Below are 19,209 nucleotides of genomic sequence, written 5' to 3' on the forward strand. Positions count from 1 at the left end.
ATTCGTTTAATTATTTCTTCTGTGGAAAATTTCAATCGCTTTGGTAATGTTTAATACATCATTTTGATCGAAATATATTTTTTTCCTGAGTATGTTTAGTAATTTGACGAGTCGGTCAATTTCTTCTTTAGATTTTCCAGATTTTTGGCGCAAACGCGTACTAAATTTTTCATCCAATACTTGTGTGTCCATTAAGTATTCTGTGCGCAAATGTTCAAGGAAATATGTGATTTTTTTGTGAACAACGTTTTGATGATCTTTCGTCTCATAGAATAGGTTTCCAATTGTTTTTGTAAAATCGACAGTTGTATTCTGCAACGGATCCACAATTTTTACGATACGTTGTTTACGCTTCGCATTAAACAATATAAAGACTAATAAAAAGATTAAAGCCAAATACCATGCCCAACGCAATGCAGGTTGTTCTAAAATAAAACGCAATGAAGAATCACTTGTTCCATCTGCATTTCTTGTTTTATTTGGCGAATCGAAAAAGATATCTTTATTAGGAATGTACGCTAAAACTCCTTCTGAATATTTGTAATGATCATCTTTTAATAAGTGAAAATTCGTAAAAGCAACAGGTTGCGTATGTAATAAGAACGCTCCGTTCCCATGTGGAATTTTAATGAAATTGGTAAAAATAGAATCGTTTTCAAATTTTTGATATCCTAAAGGAGTTGTTGTCAACGTATCAATCTTAGAAAAGTAAATATTTTTTATACCCTTTTCATAAGTAATTTCATTGTCTTCTAAATTCTGATTCTCGAATTGTAGTGTTGCTTTGCTAGATATTTTATAATCGTATTTTGTTGAAAACTTAAGTGAATCTTTTAGATAACGAGGCATTTCATGTGTAGAAATAAAAATTGTATTTCCAGCATCAGCAAAGTCAAACAATTCGTTTATAGAAGATTGATCTGTATAAAAATCAGGACTGATGTTCATATACGTTCCATCAATCTTATAGGCATAGGTTTCCCAATCGTATTGATCATTGAAAAATTCATATGGAGTACGGTATATGTTTCTGATTTTTACTTCATCTAAAATAGTACCTAATTCTTTATGAAATATCTGTAAATCGTATGGGTTCTTTTGACGTTCATTGTATGTTTCTCGCCAGTCAATAGGAGTTGGCTTAGATAGTTCCATGAACATTGCACCAATAATGATGAATATAAGAATCCCTAAATATATTTTTAGTCTTTTACTCATGCGGCATTATTTTTAAGTATGAGACTAAATGATTCCAATGCTTGTTCATATTGAGCTTTATCAATTGAAAATTCACCATACCATACATAATTATATAAGTATGATGTATATTGAAATTGTTCACGTAAAGAATCGTTTTTTATTTCGTAAGTATAATCAAGATTTGTTTTTTCTGGATCATAAGAGATAATCTCAGAAGCACTCAACTTCTTCAACATATTTAAGTATTGATAACGAATTGCCAAACGGTAATCACGATTGGTAACCGCTTCCGAAATTAATTTTTGAAAATCAACCACATGAATATTCGTTTCTACGTCTTCATGTCTGATGATTTTTTTATCGGATCTTTTTCCGAAAACCCAACGTCCTTCACCATTCATGATAGCACGTACAATAAAAAATACAACTACAATGATAAGTACTACATAAAAAATGTCTGTCAAGTCAGAAATGAAATCAGAGGCTTTTTGGCGTGAATCAAAATCAAAAATACTTTGTATAGTACGTTCAAGCCAATCTACAAAACGTGTAAACCAACCATCAGATTTTTCTTGTTCGTATACATATTCGCTACTATCGTAACGATCTTTAAAATCTTCTTCATACGTTTTTGGCATTACATCAGAAGTATCTTCTATAACATTTTGTTGCGGTGTTATAGTAGCTGCATACGACACAGATCCCGCAAGGAAAACCAGCATACAAGTTCCTACAAATAGGAATTTAAATAATATATGTCTTAAAAATTTTTGCATTAATTCTGTTCTATCCCTATTTGATCAATAGTACTTTGCGTGTTTATATTTTCTCTTTCTTCCTTTAAACTGTAGTATATAAGTGCTTGATTCATTTGTAAAACAGCAGAAACAAGATAGTTAATAAGGTAGGAAATGATTTGTATAATAATTAAAATTACAAATGATATAGACCATGTATCCGTATCACTCATTGTAGTAGGGTTTTCTAAAGAAGTAAGTCCCATTACCATCATTACAATAAATTGAATAATGCTAAATATAGATTGAAATACGAATGCTAAAATCATAAAAACACCAGCTGCTCCAATAGAAGGGAAAAATTTCTGAAAACAAAGTTTCAAGCTATAACTGTAACATTCAAAAGCACTTTTAGAATCAGATTTCAGATATTCCATCAATGCAGAGTGATAGTACAAAGAAATAAACGCAGCAAGGAAAACCAAAAACGGAATTCCAATAAGCGTTATAGACATCAGTATTGCTACAATGATTATTACAGGAATAACAAAAATTGAAATGATAATAGTCATTAAAATATACAGAAAAAGTTTACCAATGTTTGCAAACAGCTCATCTGCAATTTGTTTTGAGCTAAAATTTGCGCCACCATGCTTTTCAAACAACTTAAAATATATAGGCACAAAAGCATAATTAAGTATACCAACTGTAATTCCTACTACGACAAATAAAATAGCATATATAGCAAAAGTACCTGAATTTTCATTCAAATAATTAGTAAGCGCTTCTGTATTTTGACTTACAAGATAACTTGTGAGAATGTCTTCATATAGCAGATAAAAAAAGAAAGTCATAGCCACAAGAATCAGTAGAAAAATTCCGTTGACTGTAATATAGTTTTTAAAGAAATGCTTTCCATGCAATCTCAAAAAACCAAAGGTATCTTTAAAGTATAATCCGAAATCTCTCGGCTTATAGAGTTGAAACATGTGCTTTTAGTTTATTTTGGATGATATAGGGATATACTAAATAATAAAATGAAATAATTCCTAGGGTAACAAGAATAATTCCAACCGAAAGCCAATTCGGCATTATATTCGAATATCGTGTAACAAATCCTTCCAGAAATCCTGCGGCAAAGGTAAAAGGAAATGTACTTATTAATATTTTGATTCCGTTTTTGAGTCCCATTTTAAAGGAAGCCATACGTGAATAGGTTTTTGGGAATAGAATACTCGCGCCAAGCAATAAACCTGCAGCACCTTCTATGACAATAGCAAATATTTCCATAGCTCCATGAATCCAAATTCCGCGAACACTTTCCCACAACACACCTTGATCATGAAAAAAGTATTGAAATGAACCTAACATAATTCCGTTCACCATTAATACGTAGCCAGTGCCTAAGCCGCCAAATACACCATAAATAAAGGATTGTATTCCTACATATAAGTTGTTGAGAGTGATGCCTATAAAACTTCCCCAATTGCTACCACTTTTATAAATGGCGACGGGATCTCCTTTTTCAATATTCTCTAGCGTTGTATTTACGTAACTATCGCCGAGAATCAATCGTACGAAAGAATCATCATAAGCAGCAGAAACAGCTCCGATAGTAACAAATACACCAAAAATTAAGAAAGCATACAATACATAGCGTCTAAATTGATACATGATGAGCGGAACTTCCGTTTTCCAAAAAGAAATAAAACGATTTGTTTTTTCTCTTTTAGTTCTGTAAATACGTTGAAAAGCAGCAGAAGCAAGTTGATTTAAATAGCTAATCGTTTTACTTTTAGGGTAATACGTTTGCGCGTATGCCAAATCGTTCATCAATTGAATATACAATGATGAAAGAGTATCGGGATCTTTAAACTGATTATTATAAATGGTTTTTTCAAAGTTTAACCATTTTTCTTTATTTTGCTTGATAAATGCAACTTCTCTCATAGATACGCTAAAATAAAACATAAAATGTCAGAGATACAAATTAATACTACTCAAAATGTAAATATCAACTTTACATTAGCATCTGTTGGGGAACGAGTTGTCGCTCACATCATAGATATTATCATAAAAATTGCTTACGCGACGATTGTTTGGTGGATTATTTCAGAACTGTATAATGGAAGTGGATTTATGCGCGATTGGGATCAATGGTCAGTGATTTCTGTGTATGTCATTATGCTGTTTCCTTTTATCTTTTACACCTTAGTCTTAGAATCTTTATTTGAAGGACAAACCTTAGGGAAGAAAGCTTTAAAAATTAGAGTAGTAAAGATTGATGGTTATCAAGCGTCTTTTGTCGATTATTTAATTCGATGGTTTTTTAGAATTGTCGATCTTAATATTTTAAGTGGATTTGTTGCACTGATTACGGTAATTATGAGTGAAAAAGGACAGCGTTTAGGAGACATGACGGCAGGAACAGCCGTAATTTCACTAAAAAATAAAATACTGATTTCACATACAATATTAGAAGAAATAGGCGATGATTATAAACCTACGTATGCTTCTGTAATTAAATTATCTGATAATGATATGCGTATTATTAAAGAAACGTATATCATAGCTCAAAAAGGAAAAGATTTTGATACTTTAAATAAACTTAGAGTCAAAGTAGAGGAAGTAATTGAAACGAAGTCTGACATGGCAACAATTCCTTTTATAGACGTTATTATCAAAGATTACAACTTCTACACACAAAACATGTAATGCTTTTTTATACACTTGATATCATAGGAACTTTTGCTTTTGCTATTTCTGGCGTGTTAGTAGCCATGCAAAAACGAATGGATCCTTTCGGAATTTTTATTATTGCTTTTGTGACTGCAGTTGGTGGAGGAACTTTACGCGATGTTTTGATTGGTAAAACGCCAGTAGGCTGGATGAATGATCTGAATTATGTGTATACAATTGCAGCAGCAGTATTTATTTCAATTGTCTTTAGGAAAAAATTGAACCGACTCAGAACCTCATTATTTTTATTTGATACTATTGGTTTAGGCGTATTTACAATAATTGGTGTTGAAATAGGAATCTCTAAAGAATTACATCCGCTTATTTGTATTGCTCTCGGAACAATGAGTGCGAGTTTTGGAGGTGTTATTAGAGATATATTGTGTAATGAAATTCCTGTGATTTTTAGAAAGGAGATTTATGCAACTGCTTGTATTTTAGGAGGAATTACTTTTTTTGTGCTTCAATATTTAAATTTAGAAGTAAATTTAATCTACATTTTTACTGCAGCAATGGTGATTTCTATTCGATTGATTGTTGTGAAATTTCGACTCCAATTGCCAAGTTTCTACCAAAAATAAAGGAACCAACATGTGTTAGTTCCTTTGTAAATATCTTTACTCACTATTTTTTAGAAAAGTGTATACCCTAACGTGATTGAAAACTGATTCAATTTTACACTAGATTGTGAAGCTTTTTCAACAAGTTCTCTGCTAGGAATATATCTTGCTTCAATAGAATATTTATCATAACTATATCCAAAACCAAAAGCAGCACCTGCAGATGTTTTAAAATCTTCCTCAGGAATAATAAAATTTCCAGCGGTTTTTTGATTCAATGGTAAATCAACAACAATTGCACCACTTAAAAATATTTTTGACTTATCATTCAAGAAAAAATAGTGACGGAAACCTACAGGAATTTGAATGGCGCTATATTCTAGTTCAAAACGTCTTTCAACTAGTAAATCTAAAAATTTACCTTCTCCTTTATAGGAGCTATAATTTGGCGCAATAAACATTGCCCATTTGTTTTTATTAAACGGGAATACATATTCTAATTCAGCTCCAAAAGTAGGTGCCCATGCAGCATCTGTATCAAGTCCGCTTCTAAAAAAAGTAGCCAATCCTAAGTCTGTTTTAGAACTGCTATTGTAAAATCCAGCAGTCACTTTTAAGTGAAACGTACCTTTTTTCTTTTTATTAAATTCAGTAGTAGTTGCTCCTTTACATTCATTATAATCTCTAAAAAAAGCTGTTAAATCACCAGTTTGATAATCAACTCTCGAAACTTTTTTCTCAGAAATTGTCCCACATGCTAATTCTGTTAATAATTGTTGTTGGTAACGTTTATTATACAAAATAGCGCGATTCTCATTAGAATACACTTTGTAAATCAATGTTGTAATAGGTTTCCCTTCTTTTTTATAATAGAATGCTTTTTTATTTCCATCAATATAGGAGTAGAGTGTTACTTTTCCTTCAATCAAAACATTTAATAAAAACGTCTTTTCGGTGAATCTAGGACTTCTTTCATAAGATAATTTCTTAATAGAACGATCTGTATCATCAAATTGTACTGTATGTTTTTCGAATTTGTAAGCATTATCAATAACCACCGATTTTAAGTTGGTCATGCGTAATACTTTTGTATCACCATCTAGTGTTAACTTGTATTCGAACTTGGAAGGATTATTTTCCCAGCCTTCATTTTTAATAAAACAATCAGTTTTTATATTGTTTTCAGTTACAAAATGTCCTTTTTCAAAGTTAATTTGCGCAAAAATTCCTGATGTTGTCATCAAGAAAATGATCAGTGCGTTTGTGTAGTTTTTCATAAAATTAAATGTGTAGAATTTTTCTGCGGCAAAACTAATAATATCGTAACAACAACCTACAGAAAATGTATAAGCGTACACAAAAGATAATTTAGTCGAGGACTTCAACTCTTTTAATCATGATATTTTTTTTAGGCCATTCACCTTTATCGGTTTCTTGGTTTGCAATTTCATCCACAACATCCATACCTGCGATTACTTTTCCAAAGGCAGTATATTCTCCGTTTAAATGATGTGTTCCACCTTTTTTCTGAACAATAAAAAACTCATAAGGAGACGCAAATTTATATGCGCGATCAATATCGCCACTCGGCATTGAAATGACACCTCTATTATGTTTGAACCCTTTTTTTGTATCTGGCGGAAGCAAGTATTTACCAATTTTTTCACGTTTTTTAGCAACATTCCAGCCATCTGAATTTCCTCCTTGAATTACAAAATCTTTTACGACACGATGAAATTGTGTGCCTTCAAAATAGTTACGTTTTGCCAGCATGATAAAATTGGCTCTATGATAGGGAGTTTCATTATACAATTCGAGATCAATATTTCCGAAATCGGTAACAATACGAACTTTTCGTTCTTTGTTTTTTTCACCGTAAGCAATCATATAATCTAGAACATTATCATTTGTAATAAGTACTTCTTTCTGCTTTTTTTTCGCTTTCTTTTTCTCTGACTCTTTAGTAGTTTTTGTCGTTTCAGTTTTTTGAGATTCGTTCAAAGCAGGTGTAGAAGTTTTAGTATCTTCACAACCTAACAAAACGGATATAGCAATAAGTACCGAGCAAATCTTTTTCATAAATGAATTTTGATAATTTTAAAAAAATCCTTCCAAAAATAGCAAAAATCCAGCTTCCAGGTGTTTCTTCTCAGTTGAAAATGGCACCAGATATTCGTCAAAAAGAATTAAAAGCTATGGAAGATCGTATGAAAGATGCTCGAAAGTCTGCAGTAATGGCACTATTTTATCCAAACGCAGCACATGAAACTACATTAGTATTAATTTTACGTAAAACGTATAAAGGTGTACATTCCAATCAAGTTGGATTTCCCGGAGGACAAGTAGATCCAGAAGATGTAAATTTTGAAGCAACTGCGTTACGAGAAACAGAAGAAGAAGTAGGTGTACATCGCAATAGTATTCAAGTAATACGAGAACTTACCAGCACTTATATTCCGCCAAGTAATTTTACAGTGATGCCTTATATTGGAATTTTGGAAGAAACACCAACGTTTGTTCCGCAGCCATCAGAAGTAGAATCAATCATTGAAGTTTCGCTTACAGATTTCTTATCAGAAACATCAATGATAGAAAAAGAATTGACAACTTCTTATGCAAAAAATATACAAGTTCCAGCATTTTATCTCAATAATTATGTGGTTTGGGGCGCAACGGCTATGATGTTGAGTGAAGTTAAAGACATCATTTCTAAAGCCATTTCAAATTAGTTTTTGTAAGTTTGTAATTCGTTTAAAATTGAACATACATGGGATTATTCAAAAGAAATCCTTTCGGACATATACTCTTTTTGAAAAAATGGTTAATTAGAATTGCGGGAACAATGACGCACAGACGTTATCGTGGTTTTAATGAGCTAAAAATAGAAGGTTCTGAGGTATTACGCTCATTACCAGACAAAAATGTGTTATTTGTCTCTAATCACCAAACATATTTTGCAGATGTTGTAGCCATGTTTCACGTATTTAATGCGAGCTTAAGCGGACGTGGTGATTCTATCAAAAATGTAGGATATTTATGGAATCCTAAGTTAAATCTTTACTATGTTGCTGCAAAGGAAACTATGAAAGCAGGATTGCTTCCAAAGATACTTGCATACGCAGGTTCTGTGAGTATTGAACGTACTTGGAGAGCAAACGGAGAAGATGTCAACAGACAAGTAAAGATGAGTGATATTTCCAATATTGGAATCGCTTTAGATGACGGCTGGGTGATTACTTTTCCGCAAGGAACTACTAGACCTTGGAAACCTATTAGAAAAGGAACTGCACATATCATTAAACGTTACAAACCTATTGTTGTACCAATTGTAATTGATGGATTTAGACGTTCTTTCGATAGAAAAGGATTGCGTATCAAAAAGAAAGGAATTCTGCAATCTATGGAAATTAAACAGCCTTTAGAAATTGATTACGAAAACGAAAGCGTTAAAGACATCATAGAAAAAATAGAATATGCTATAGAACAGCATCCTTCGTTCTTAAAAGTAATTCCTCAAGCAGAAATAGAAGCCATGGAAAAATTGAACGAAAAGCGAAGATATTAAATAATAGCTTTAAAAAAATAGAATAGAAAAAGGACTCAATAGTATATGCTGAGTCCTTTTTTTATGATAGTAATAAAAACAACTAAAACTAGTTGTTTTCATTTGTTGTTTCTTCTTCGTTTGGTACTTCGTTGGTATTAATAGTCGTATAAAGAACATGTCCAACCTTGTTGAATACTTTATAAATAAGTTGTATAAAACCTCCATTATTCATTGTATACATAGAAGTTGTCGCACTTGGAGTGACTAACGATGTATTGAATTGGCTTTGAAAAGTATTTGTTTGTTCGTGAGCACTGATAGAAATACTAAACATTGCGAACATTATTAATAAAAGTATCTTCTTCATGATGTTGTAGTTTTGCGGTAAAGTTTTTATGATTTTAATTGTTGTAATTCTGTGTAGTTGCGTTTTAGCTTTTTTGTAAGTAATCCGTATAATAAGTAGTACACTCCATAAAATACGAGTACTATAAGACAAGCTAACAAGATGGTAACCAATGCTAACATTAAGTAACTTGATACTGTTGCTTCTGCTTTAAATTGCTCCATTCCACCTGCTTCTGCAATAAAACCTGTTGGTACAGCAACACAAACAGTTACTGCAATAGCACTCAAACTGTACATTACATAATGTTTTACAGTTTTACGAGTCGTAATAATATTTTGCATTAAATCTTTTACGGAACTTGTTGTAGAAATCTTTTTATAATTTCTAAAGAACTTATAAATAAAATAAAATACTACAACAGAGGAAAAGTAATAAAACCAATTAAACCAAATTGGTGTATTTGAGTTCTCCATGGCTTCAGGTTTTAAAATAAATATGAGAATCACACTTGCAACTCCAAAACCTAATTCTAGTAAACTGACATAAAAAATCCATTTAACGAGAGAAGATGACTTCTTCAGGATCATTTTGTCAATATCATTGTAGGATAGCTTAGGTTGATTCACCTCTTGCTTTTTCCAGTCTTTTTTTAATAAATCTAATTCTTCCATAATTTATGGATTTAAAATCTTCTTCAATTTGGTCTTAATTCTGTTCATCTTCACACGTGCATTCACTTCCGTAATACCAATTGTTTCGGCTATTTCTTTATAATTTTTATCTTCTAAGTATAAGAAAATCAAGGCTTTTTCAATATCTGATAATTGCTTGATTGCTTTATACATAATTTTTAACTGTTCTTCTTCAGTATCATCATAATCCTCGGATGTTATTTTAAAAACAACACTTTCATAATCTTGTGTTTTTACACGACGTTTAGATTTTCTGTACAATGTAATAGCAGTATTCAATGCTACACGATACATCCAAGTACTGAATTTAGAATCGCCTCTAAATTTTGGATATGCTTTCCATAATTGTATCGTTATCTCCTGAAAAAGATCGTTGTGCTGATCTTTGCCAGATGTATAAATTCTACAAACTTTATGAACGATATTCTGGTGACGTTCTAATTCTGTAACAAAACTATGTTCGAGGTTTTTGCTCAATTTTTGATGGTTATTTGCCTATAAGTGTTTATGAATACAAATATGTTACATATTTTTTAAAAAAACTTTTAGAAAGCTGTATTTTTGTAATGAATTCATGACTTTTTCAAGTACTGAAAAATTAAAATGAGTTCAGTATTAAGGATCAATCTTTTATGAATATACCAAGAACGAGCTTTCCAAGAGTTGTCATTATAGGTGGTGGATTTGCAGGAGTTTCATTAGCAAAACAACTCGGAAAACAAGAAGTACAAGCTGTTTTACTCGACAAACATAATTATCATACATTCCAACCTTTACTATATCAGGTATCTACAGGCGGATTAGAACCAGATTCTATTGCGTATCCGATTCGTAAAATTGTAAAGGATTACCCTAATTTTTACTTCCGATTGGCAAATGTTGATGCTATAGACACAGAAAATAAATGTGTGTGTACTGATATTGGCGATTTAGCCTATGATCATTTGGTGATTGCTACAGGATCAAAAACAAACTTTTTTGGAAACTCTGAAATCGAAAAACATAGTATGGTGATGAAAACGATTCCGCAATCGTTGAATCTTCGTAGCTTGATTTTAGAAAACTTTGAACATGCCATTTTGAAATCTGATCTAGAAGAACGAAATGCTTTAATGAATTTTGTCATTGTAGGAGCCGGACCAACTGGTGTAGAATTGGCTGGTGCTTTGGCAGAAATAAAAAAAGGAATTCTTCCAAAAGATTATCCTGATTTAGACATTCGTCAGATGAAAATCAATTTGGTGCAAGGCTCAGATCGAATATTACCAGCCATGAGTGAAAAAGCATCCGCAAAGGCGGAAGATTATTTACAAGGACTTGGCGTTGATGTTTGGAAAAATTTACGCGTAACTAATTATGATGGCGATTGGGTAAGTACGAATGATACAGTAAGCTTCAAAGCAGCTACTTTAATCTGGTCTGCAGGAGTAAAAGGAGCAACAATTGCAGGTGTAGATGGTGAAGAACTCATTACAAGAGGCAATAGAATCTTAGTAAATCAATTTAATCAAGTAAAAGGTTTTGATAACATATATGCGCTTGGTGACATTGCTTCTATGCAAAGTGAAGACTATCCTTATGGACATCCTATGATGGCTCAACCAGCTATTCAACAAGGAAAACATCTAGGGAAAAACCTTATTCGTCAATTAAATGGTAAAGAAATGAAGCCATTTAGCTATTTCGACAAAGGCTCTATGGCAACGGTAGGTCGTAATAAAGCAGTAGTAGATTTACCAAAATTTAAATTTCAAGGAGTCTTTGCATGGTTTGTATGGATGTTTGTACACCTTTTCTTTTTAATCGGATTTAGAAATCGAATGGTTGTATTTATCAACTGGGTTTACAATTACATTCGTTTTGACAGAGAAGCACGTCTAATTATTAGACCGTTTAAAAAAACAAAACAGCGTTAGTTTAATAATGCTAAATCATCTTTTTCGGAGCATTTAATACTCAATATACCCAAGATAAGGAAGAGTTGAGAAAAACCATAAAAAAGCATGATAGAAATGTCTTTGTAAGGAACTGCTTTATGAAAAGCATGTAAGCCTATAATAATTTGCGCTACAGCAAAAAAGATTGTGCCCATAAATACAAAACGATAACTAGCATTATTTACATTTTTATAGCGTAAATAACCAATCTTCATAAAATTTAAAACAGTTGCTATATAAATCATTACTGGAATCAGTAAATTATGTAGTCCATCATACATTAAGTATATCAAAGAAAGAGCAATCAATAAAGAAATTGCCAAAAAAGGAATCAATCGATCAATATCGTATGTTGTCTGTTTATAAAAATAAGACGAGTAGAGCAATATTGCTACTAGAAACAAACATAAACCACCAATAAAGGAGTAAAAAGGAGTATCTTCTAATAAGATTGTATCTCCAGCGCACAAAAATAGAAGAGCGGAAATTATTGTCCATCTATCCAATGGTTTTAATGAAACACTATTTATAAAAAAGAAAATACCTAAAATAACCGTAATTAATGGCTTGGTAATTAGTCTGTATTCGTAAAACTCTTTAGCATTATTAAAATAAATGTCTAAAGATAGATTCAGTAAGAAAAGTGCAATAAAAATTTTAAAAAATTTCATATACTTCAATGCGCCTTTAAAAAGCGTTGCAATTTAGTAAAAAAAATAGTACAGATTTATTTTTGGTAACTTTTGATGATTCCAGTAATTATTAGAAATTGAGCAGTAGCATACGTAGTCATAATACTTAGGTTTGAAAGCGGAAGTGTGCTGTGAAATTTATTTACAGCTAGAAGGCTATCTGATACAATGAAAAATACTGCTCCAACACATACATATTGAAATCCTTGCCGTAATACCATTCCTCTTCTCATAAACGCAGTTATTGCCATTGTAAGAATTGCTGTCATATATATCAATACGGGAATTAACAAATCACCCAAATTATCTTTAATTATCCAAAATAATCCTATAGCATATAGTAAAAACAATACAGCCCATGAAAGATTATCTTTTTTTCCATTACGATCACGCAGAAACACGACAATATACATTATGTGTGCTATTAAAAAAGAAATCAATCCAGCGATAAAAAAACCTTCATCATTTGTGACAAACATCAATAAAACATCGCCCCACAAAGAAAAGAGTAGTGCCAATATTGTAGTTATTTTTACTGAAAAATGAAGATGATCTGAATTAAATATAAAAAATAACATCAACGTAATTACAATGGCAGGTTTTGTAAAATAATGCCAAGTCGTGTAACTCTCAAAACTTCCAAAAATAAGTTCGAGTATTACGATAATGATAAAAATGATGGTAAATAATCTCGTTTTCATAGATCTTTCTTTTTAAAGAATATCGTCATCGCAATTAAGATTGCACACGGAATTCCAATATAAAAAGCTTCATTTTGTAATACACGCAATCCCCATTCACTAAAGAAATTACGAGCACCTAATGGCGAAACCAAAATCGGTCGCCAAGGAAAAAAATAACGTGAATTATCAAATGGAATCAAAAAACCAACGCCTCTTCCGCCATTTGTACATGCATCCAACAAACTATGCGAAAGTGTAGCCAATAAAAAAGCGGTAAATAAAACAATTCCGGTTTTAGAAAAGTACTTGATTTTTCTATAGAAAATGACACGCATCAAAAAGGACAATAGAAAAGCAAACAAAATACTATGTGTAAATCCGCGATGTCCCAACGGATGCATATAAGAATATCCAAATTGGAACATAATAACGTCTGCATCAGGAATGACAGCACAAAAAATAAATAACAAAGATAATTTTACTGGATTTAATTTCAGATTAGAAACTTTTCCTATCGTGTAGGCAGCAAGCGCATGCCCAAAAATAGATGCCATTACTTAGAATTAGAATATTCGTCCAAAATCGTTTTTTCTTGTGGAGTTAAACTTTCGACACCTTTATCGCTTATTTTTTCGAGAATGCGATCAATGTTTTCCTGTTTTGCTTTTCGTTTTGCGTTAAATTCATCATCAATCGTATAATACTTTTGATTAGAACTCTTAGAAAGTCCAGAACTATTCTTTCTTGATGTAAAGATGATGTAAACAAAGATAGCGATAACCGCTACAGAAATCAAAGGCATTAAACTCATAAGCAAATAGTACTTGTTGGGATTTTTTATACATCAAAGCTACAATATTTCTGTTTTTTGTGCAATGGACTAAAAATACAATTCATCCTAAAATAACGACAATTGAGCATTTCCTTTTTTCAGAATCATTCATTTCGAAAGAGATTTGTCCCATCATCAATCAACACTTCGACTCAGTTCAGTGTAAAAAACAAAATAATATCATGAAAAAAATAATACTTGTTCTCTGTTTGTGTTTACAACATATCGTTTTTGGGCAAACTACAGTTACTGGAATTGTAACCGATTCATCTAACCAACCAATTCTTGGCGCAAACGTATATCTTGAAGGAACATTTGACGGCGCTTCTACCAATGAAAAAGGTGCATTTAATTTTACGACAGAAGAAACAGGAACGCAGGTTTTAATTGTTTCTTTTTTATCGTTTGAAACTAAAAAGGTAACACTAGATGTTTCAGAAATGAAAGATGTAAACATTAAGCTGCAAGAAAATGTAGATGCGCTCAATGCTGTAATTTTAAGTGCCGGTTCGTTTGAAGCTGGAGAAAATGCAAAAGTCACAGCGCTAAAACCTTTAGACATTGTAACCACAGCAAGCGCTTTAGGAGATGTTGTAGGCGCTTTACAAACTTTACCGGGAACAAGTACAGTTGCTGAAGATGGACGTTTATTTGTACGTGGTGGACGAGCAGAAGAAACACAAATTTTTATTGACGGAATTCGCGTGTTTACACCGTATACCAATACAACGAACAACATTCCTGCGCGTGGACGTTATTCGCCGTTTCTATTCAAAGGAATTACGTTTTCTACAGGTGGATATTCTGCAGAATTCGGTCAAGCTTTATCTGGAGTTTTAGAGTTAAATACAATTAATGAACCTGATCAAGAGAAAACAGATATTTCTGTAATGACTGTTGGTGGTGCGCTTGGACATACAGAAAAGTGGGAGAAAGGTTCCGTGAGTTTTAGTACTTCATACATCAATCTTGCTCCGTATTTAGAACTATTTCCAGATCGTAATGAGTGGAAAAAACCATTTCAAGGCGGACAAGGAGAAAGTGTATTTCGTCATCATTTTGAGAATGGAACTTTAAAATTTTATACTGCGTTTGATATTACAGACTTTGAACTCGATCAAGAAAGTATCAATTTTGATGAATTGGTTCGTTTTAAGCTAAACAATAATAACTTATATATGAATGGTTCGTACAAAGGTGTTTTTGGCGAAAATTGGTCTATTTCTTCTGGGTTGAGTTACACACGCGACAATTCAAAAATTAGAATCATTGACGATAAAGTAAACAGTTTAGAAAATTCATTTCACTTTAAAACTAAATTGAAAAGAAAGTTTAGCAATAGAATCAAACTAAGTTTTGGAGCCGAATATTTTACGACTGACTTTGACGAAAGTTTTGAAAATCCTTTTGTAGAAAAAATTGATTACGGTTTTAAAAGTAATTTAATTGGCGCTTTCGCGGAAACGGACATATTTTTCTCTAAAAACTTTGCAATGAAAGCTGGAGTACGTTTAGATCATACAGATATGTTGGACAAAACAACAATTTCACCACGATTATCAGTAGCGTATAAAACTTCTGAGAAAGATCAAGTATCGTTTGCCTTTGGACAATTTTATCAAAATCCGAATAATAATTATTTAAAGTTTAATACAGGTTTTAAGCCAGAAAGTTCGACACATTATATCTTAAACTATCAATATGTACATGAAGGAAAAACATTTAGAGCAGAAGCGTATCATAAAGAATACAACGATTTAATTACATTTTCAGGAGATTTTCCAGATCCAAATTCAAGCTTTGCCAATGATGGTTTTGGACATGCTACTGGTTTAGATATTTTTTGGAGAGACAACAAAAGCATTAAAAATGTAGATTATTGGGTTTCGTATTCGTACTTAGACACACAGCGTAAATTTGAAAATTTTCCAGTAGAAGCAATGCCAAATTTTGCTACAAAACATAACTTTTCTTTAGTAACTAAACATTGGATTGATAAATTGAAAAGTCAGGTAGGATTTAGTTATAACTATTCATCAGGAAGAACATATACAAATCCAAATACGACAGGTTTTTTATCAGAAAAAACAAAAGATTATCATAGTTTGAGTGTGAATTGGGCATATTTACTATCGCCACAAAAAATACTATACTTTTCAGTATCAAATGCTTTAGGAGTTCGAAATGTTTTTGGGTATGAATATGCAAATCAGCCAGATATCAATGGAACATTTCAGCGAATGACACGTCGTCCGGCTGCAGATCAGTTTTTCTTTGTTGGTTTCTTTTGGACTATTAGTGATGATAAAAAGAGTAATCAGTTGGATACATTGTAGTTGTCTGTTGGATTTCATTTTTGCTCGATAATTAGTTTTTTAAAATCTGTGTCATATTTGGTGCTACAAATTTTAGTTTTCGTTCCATAAAATGCTCAACTCGTTCTATTTTTTTGAAAAAGTAAGTTTTTATTTCCCAAATTTGGATTGTCAAAAAGTAATAGCTAGCTGAAATAATTGACTTTTGACATTCATCAATACCAAATTGGCGTAACCTGAAAAGCCTACTAATAAATAGAGTAAGGAAACAATTTATCAACATCATGAGTATCATAGGAACATATAGTAACAAAGCATTAAATGCAACGTTAGAGATTAAAGAAGCAAACAATTCAAACGGACAAGGAAGTGGAACATTCACGATTGCAGGAGTTGCATACGAGGTTTCAGTTCGTTATCACTTTGACAACAACGTAGGACCGACAACGGTAATGCAAATTTATACAGCCAATACATACGGTTGGGATTTCGTTGGAATGTCAGGTTCAACACCTACAACAGATGGTTCAGGAGGAATTACACTAGCAGGAGGCGTTTCGTCTACGAAAGAAACAAGTGGTTTTTCTGGACTTTTTACGAAGTAATTCGTTATAAATAAAAGGGCAAACAACCTCAAGTAAGCTTATCTCTTACTTGAGGTTTTTTTATGATATATATGTAGTTGTATCAAACAATTGAAAACGAGAAGTCTTTACAAGTTTCAATTAATAGCATAAACAGTATTGATTCTAAGACACTGTTCTTCCCCTAAAAACTTTTGGTCTCCATGCTTTTCTGACCAAAAACCATCAAGAATATTACTGTTCAACACGCGATAAACGACAACTCCTTTAAACACTTTAGCATTTGTAGCTTCATACTGAAAGTTAATTACAAGAATATTATCCTTATAAAACCCAATACCGTGCATTATTTGTGAATCATTACCTATGGACCAACGTGCAATAACACGTTCATTTTCATTAAGCGATAAATGTAAAATGCCAGCATAGGTTGTTCTATGAATATCTTGATTTACACCAGAAATTTTATAAGTACCTACAATATCTTTTATAGCTACCGGATTCCAAGCGGGAATTGATTTCATAGTATTAATGGTTTATTTTTTTTGTATCCAATCTACGTCCAATACATCACGAAGTCTATTCAGACTATATCTTGATAATGATTTAAAAGCCAAACCTATAAAAATATATCGAATCATTATTACTTGTATGATGACTACTGGAATAAAAACTGGATGAAATTCTTCTTGACCAAGTAAAATAACTATGGTAATGCCAATAGGAGGAAAGCATAATATAATGCTTAAAAGAATTCTAAACACTTTATGTATTTCTACGCTAACATGTCCTTCATTAGTATTAATTTCACCTTTCATTACACAAAAAGCACCTTTTCCGATTACTGAAGAAATTAGCTTAAATTGATTATCCTTTATAATTCCTCTAAAAGTTTTATCTGTATAATCAGAAGTTAAATTGTGTGACTTATCTGTTCTTCGCTTTAAGCGATCAATGGTTTCTAATTTATCATCTATTAACCGAAAATAGCGTGTTGTCGTTGGAAAAAGTTTCATGTATTTTTTAATTCTGCTAATAATATTTAATTCAAAGACGGCCAACAATTCACTATTTGACGATAGAGCTTTTTCCAAGAATGATTCGTGAAAAATGCAAGTGCAAGTATGTATTTTTTAAAGTTTGACATTTGTTCATCTTCAGGAATATAGCCATTCTTTGAAGCTATATTTTTATAATATGCTGCTTGATTTTTCATATTTAAACTGCTATTTAAAACATGTAAATTCCAGTATAAAACATCATAATTTAGATTGGATTTTTCGGGTAATTCTTTTAATTGATCTAAAATAAAAAGACATTTTTTATTTCCTTTATGACCTTCCACAACACGATTATAAGTTGCGTAATGAACTAATTTATTAAGATTTTCAGGTTCTTCATACCATTCCTCTCGTAAAGAAGTCGCTTTTTCTAAATATTCATCTTTTTGTGCTTGTATTTTTTTATCACTTTTGGATGGTTTATACCCCGGATCTTCAAACACATGTTCACGCCAATTATCAGGATCAGATCCATAGTTTTCATCAAAAATACATTTGCTTTCCTTTTTCAATATTCCTATTCGAATCTTTCTAATGATTAAAAAAGGAATTCTCAGTATCTGTAGTATGATGGCTGGAATTCCACTAATTAGTGCAGATAACAAATAAAAGAAGATCAATAGCGGTTTTCTTTTCTCTACAGGAGCTTCAGGGTATTCTTGTTCTCGGTTTAAGTATTTGTTATATGTTGCTTCAATTTCTTCTGTATTAGGATCTAAATTGATGAAAAATGCCATGTTTGATTGTAGTGTAATTTGTTGTTTAATAGAAAGAACTGTTTTTTATTGCATCATTTTTTTAATCAACACAATTTGTCCAAGATGATAATACGCATGTTCAATCATTACATCAATATTTCGTTGATACGTACCATATTTTGCAACCACAAAATCATCAGATAACTGTGTTTCGGTCATGTTCTCTACTAAAAGAATAAATCTTTCTGCATCTTTGCAAAAAAGATCAATACGATCTTGCCAATCTTGATGAGATGTTATGACTGGCGCATCAAAACTATATTTATCGCTAATATCTAACGTTCCGCCTTCTAGAACTTTTGCTACACCAGCAATATAGTAATGTAAATGAAAGGTTAGTTTGGCAACTGAGTTTAAACCATGTATACTTTTAACAGCATTTTCCCAAGAGACATTCATAATTTCGTCTCTCACATTTGTTCCTGTAACCCATTTTCCTTCCGTAAATATTTCGCGCAAGCGATCTGCGAGATTTTTGGCTAGATTTTCTTGTTTCATTTTACAATTTTAAAAGCTGTGAACA

General features: G+C 31.9%; 24 protein-coding genes. 7 read left to right on the plus strand and 17 right to left on the minus strand.

Going from position 1 to position 19,209, the window contains the following annotated elements:
- Nucleotides 1-6: 6 nt before the first annotated feature.
- From ACOQOS_RS22380 to ACOQOS_RS22395, 4 genes are read right to left on the minus strand one after another with little or no spacing between them, the layout of a single operon-like run.
- Nucleotides 7-1,218, minus strand: coding sequence for a DUF4350 domain-containing protein (locus ACOQOS_RS22380; RefSeq protein WP_420572655.1), 1,212 nt, complete (start codon nucleotides 1,216-1,218; stop codon nucleotides 7-9).
- A complete protein-coding gene (locus ACOQOS_RS22385) occupies nucleotides 1,215-1,976 on the minus strand; it encodes a DUF4129 domain-containing protein (RefSeq protein WP_420572656.1) in 762 nt (253 codons plus the stop codon). Before ACOQOS_RS22385 ends, ACOQOS_RS22380 begins: the two co-directional genes overlap by 4 nt.
- A complete protein-coding gene (locus ACOQOS_RS22390) occupies nucleotides 1,976-2,926 on the minus strand; it encodes a hypothetical protein (RefSeq protein ID WP_420572657.1) in 951 nt (316 codons plus the stop codon). Before ACOQOS_RS22390 ends, ACOQOS_RS22385 begins: the two co-directional genes overlap by 1 nt.
- The gene (locus ACOQOS_RS22395; RefSeq protein WP_420572658.1) at nucleotides 2,910-3,887 is read right to left on the minus strand and encodes a stage II sporulation protein M; all 978 of its coding nucleotides are present in this window, start codon (nucleotides 3,885-3,887) and stop codon (nucleotides 2,910-2,912) included. The genes ACOQOS_RS22390 and ACOQOS_RS22395 overlap by 17 nt, the downstream gene beginning before the upstream one ends.
- Nucleotides 3,888-3,911: 24 nt before the next feature.
- On the opposite strand from ACOQOS_RS22395, the gene ACOQOS_RS22400 reads away from it, so the two are divergent.
- Together ACOQOS_RS22400 and ACOQOS_RS22405 are read left to right on the plus strand one after the other, a co-directional pair.
- Entirely contained in the window at nucleotides 3,912-4,652 is a 741-nt protein-coding gene (locus ACOQOS_RS22400; protein WP_420572659.1) for an RDD family protein, read from the plus strand.
- Nucleotides 4,652-5,257, plus strand: a complete 606-nt coding sequence (locus tag ACOQOS_RS22405; protein WP_420572660.1) for a trimeric intracellular cation channel family protein — start codon at nucleotides 4,652-4,654, stop codon at nucleotides 5,255-5,257. The genes ACOQOS_RS22400 and ACOQOS_RS22405 overlap by 1 nt, the downstream gene beginning before the upstream one ends.
- Before the next feature lie 50 nt (nucleotides 5,258-5,307).
- On the opposite strand, the gene ACOQOS_RS22410 is transcribed toward ACOQOS_RS22405, so the two are convergent.
- Nucleotides 5,308-6,594, minus strand: coding sequence for a hypothetical protein (locus ACOQOS_RS22410; RefSeq protein WP_420572661.1), 1,287 nt, complete (start codon nucleotides 6,592-6,594; stop codon nucleotides 5,308-5,310).
- A 10-nt stretch (nucleotides 6,595-6,604) separates the two neighbouring features.
- Nucleotides 6,605-7,315: a peptidylprolyl isomerase gene (locus ACOQOS_RS22415; RefSeq protein WP_420572662.1), complete on the minus strand. Its 711-nt coding sequence runs from the start codon at nucleotides 7,313-7,315 to the stop codon at nucleotides 6,605-6,607.
- Between the two features lie 2 nt (nucleotides 7,316-7,317).
- On the opposite strand from ACOQOS_RS22415, the gene ACOQOS_RS22420 reads away from it, so the two are divergent.
- Nucleotides 7,318-7,965 carry an NUDIX hydrolase gene (locus ACOQOS_RS22420; protein WP_420572663.1) on the plus strand — a complete coding sequence of 216 codons (648 nt, stop codon included), beginning with the start codon at nucleotides 7,318-7,320 and terminating at the stop codon, nucleotides 7,963-7,965.
- A gap of 38 nt (nucleotides 7,966-8,003) precedes the next feature.
- The gene (locus ACOQOS_RS22425; RefSeq protein ID WP_420572664.1) at nucleotides 8,004-8,801 is read left to right on the plus strand and encodes a lysophospholipid acyltransferase family protein; all 798 of its coding nucleotides are present in this window, start codon (nucleotides 8,004-8,006) and stop codon (nucleotides 8,799-8,801) included.
- An 88-nt stretch (nucleotides 8,802-8,889) separates the two neighbouring features.
- Here ACOQOS_RS22425 and ACOQOS_RS22430 read toward each other — a convergent pair whose 3' ends face one another.
- The 3 genes from ACOQOS_RS22430 to ACOQOS_RS22440 are packed head-to-tail and all read right to left on the minus strand — an operon-like array spanning nucleotide 8,890 to nucleotide 10,301.
- Nucleotides 8,890-9,150, minus strand: coding sequence for a hypothetical protein (locus ACOQOS_RS22430; RefSeq protein WP_420572665.1), 261 nt, complete (start codon nucleotides 9,148-9,150; stop codon nucleotides 8,890-8,892).
- Between the two features lie 26 nt (nucleotides 9,151-9,176).
- Nucleotides 9,177-9,803 (minus strand): hypothetical protein, encoded by a 627-nt coding sequence (locus tag ACOQOS_RS22435; protein WP_420572666.1) that lies wholly within the window; start codon nucleotides 9,801-9,803, stop codon nucleotides 9,177-9,179.
- A 3-nt stretch (nucleotides 9,804-9,806) separates the two neighbouring features.
- Complete coding sequence (locus tag ACOQOS_RS22440; RefSeq protein WP_420572667.1) at nucleotides 9,807-10,301, minus strand: RNA polymerase sigma factor; 495 nt, start codon at nucleotides 10,299-10,301, stop codon at nucleotides 9,807-9,809.
- 155 nt (nucleotides 10,302-10,456) lie between these two features.
- Here ACOQOS_RS22440 and ACOQOS_RS22445 point away from each other — a divergent pair, with 155 nt between their 5' ends.
- Nucleotides 10,457-11,740, plus strand: coding sequence for an NAD(P)/FAD-dependent oxidoreductase (locus ACOQOS_RS22445; protein WP_420572668.1), 1,284 nt, complete (start codon nucleotides 10,457-10,459; stop codon nucleotides 11,738-11,740).
- Here ACOQOS_RS22445 and ACOQOS_RS22450 read toward each other — a convergent pair.
- The 4 genes from ACOQOS_RS22450 to ACOQOS_RS22465 are packed head-to-tail and all read right to left on the minus strand — an operon-like array spanning nucleotide 11,737 to nucleotide 13,947.
- Complete coding sequence (locus tag ACOQOS_RS22450) at nucleotides 11,737-12,432, minus strand: lysoplasmalogenase (protein ID WP_420572669.1); 696 nt, start codon at nucleotides 12,430-12,432, stop codon at nucleotides 11,737-11,739. The genes ACOQOS_RS22445 and ACOQOS_RS22450 overlap by 4 nt on opposite strands.
- A 56-nt stretch (nucleotides 12,433-12,488) precedes the next feature.
- The gene (locus ACOQOS_RS22455; protein ID WP_420572670.1) at nucleotides 12,489-13,154 is read right to left on the minus strand and encodes a lysoplasmalogenase; all 666 of its coding nucleotides are present in this window, start codon (nucleotides 13,152-13,154) and stop codon (nucleotides 12,489-12,491) included.
- On the minus strand, nucleotides 13,151-13,690 hold the full coding sequence (locus ACOQOS_RS22460) for a metal-dependent hydrolase (protein ID WP_420572671.1): 540 nt from the start codon (nucleotides 13,688-13,690) through the stop codon (nucleotides 13,151-13,153). Before ACOQOS_RS22460 ends, ACOQOS_RS22455 begins: the two co-directional genes overlap by 4 nt.
- Entirely contained in the window at nucleotides 13,690-13,947 is a 258-nt protein-coding gene (locus ACOQOS_RS22465) for a DUF6576 domain-containing protein (RefSeq protein ID WP_420572672.1), read from the minus strand. The genes ACOQOS_RS22460 and ACOQOS_RS22465 overlap by 1 nt, the downstream gene beginning before the upstream one ends.
- Nucleotides 13,948-14,150: 203 nt before the next feature.
- On the opposite strand from ACOQOS_RS22465, the gene ACOQOS_RS22470 reads away from it, so the two are divergent.
- Nucleotides 14,151-16,304: a TonB-dependent receptor gene (locus ACOQOS_RS22470; RefSeq protein ID WP_420572673.1), complete on the plus strand. Its 2,154-nt coding sequence runs from the start codon at nucleotides 14,151-14,153 to the stop codon at nucleotides 16,302-16,304.
- Nucleotides 16,305-16,567: 263 nt separating this feature from the next.
- Complete coding sequence (locus tag ACOQOS_RS22475; protein ID WP_420572674.1) at nucleotides 16,568-16,888, plus strand: hypothetical protein; 321 nt, start codon at nucleotides 16,568-16,570, stop codon at nucleotides 16,886-16,888.
- Nucleotides 16,889-17,004: 116 nt separating this feature from the next.
- On the opposite strand, the gene ACOQOS_RS22480 is transcribed toward ACOQOS_RS22475, so the two are convergent.
- The 4 genes from ACOQOS_RS22480 to ACOQOS_RS22495 are packed head-to-tail and all read right to left on the minus strand — an operon-like array spanning nucleotide 17,005 to nucleotide 19,184.
- Nucleotides 17,005-17,391: a hypothetical protein gene (locus ACOQOS_RS22480; protein ID WP_420572675.1), complete on the minus strand. Its 387-nt coding sequence runs from the start codon at nucleotides 17,389-17,391 to the stop codon at nucleotides 17,005-17,007.
- Between the two features lie 12 nt (nucleotides 17,392-17,403).
- Complete coding sequence (locus tag ACOQOS_RS22485; RefSeq protein WP_420572676.1) at nucleotides 17,404-17,883, minus strand: hypothetical protein; 480 nt, start codon at nucleotides 17,881-17,883, stop codon at nucleotides 17,404-17,406.
- A 26-nt stretch (nucleotides 17,884-17,909) separates the two neighbouring features.
- On the minus strand, nucleotides 17,910-18,665 hold the full coding sequence (locus tag ACOQOS_RS22490) for a hypothetical protein (protein WP_420572677.1): 756 nt from the start codon (nucleotides 18,663-18,665) through the stop codon (nucleotides 17,910-17,912).
- A 45-nt stretch (nucleotides 18,666-18,710) separates the two neighbouring features.
- A complete protein-coding gene (locus ACOQOS_RS22495) occupies nucleotides 18,711-19,184 on the minus strand; it encodes a DUF1572 domain-containing protein (RefSeq protein WP_420572678.1) in 474 nt (157 codons plus the stop codon).
- Between the last annotated feature and the right edge of the window lie 25 nt (nucleotides 19,185-19,209).

The organism is Kordia sp., from assembly GCF_965224175.1.
GTDB lineage: Bacteria > Bacteroidota > Bacteroidia > Flavobacteriales > Flavobacteriaceae > Kordia.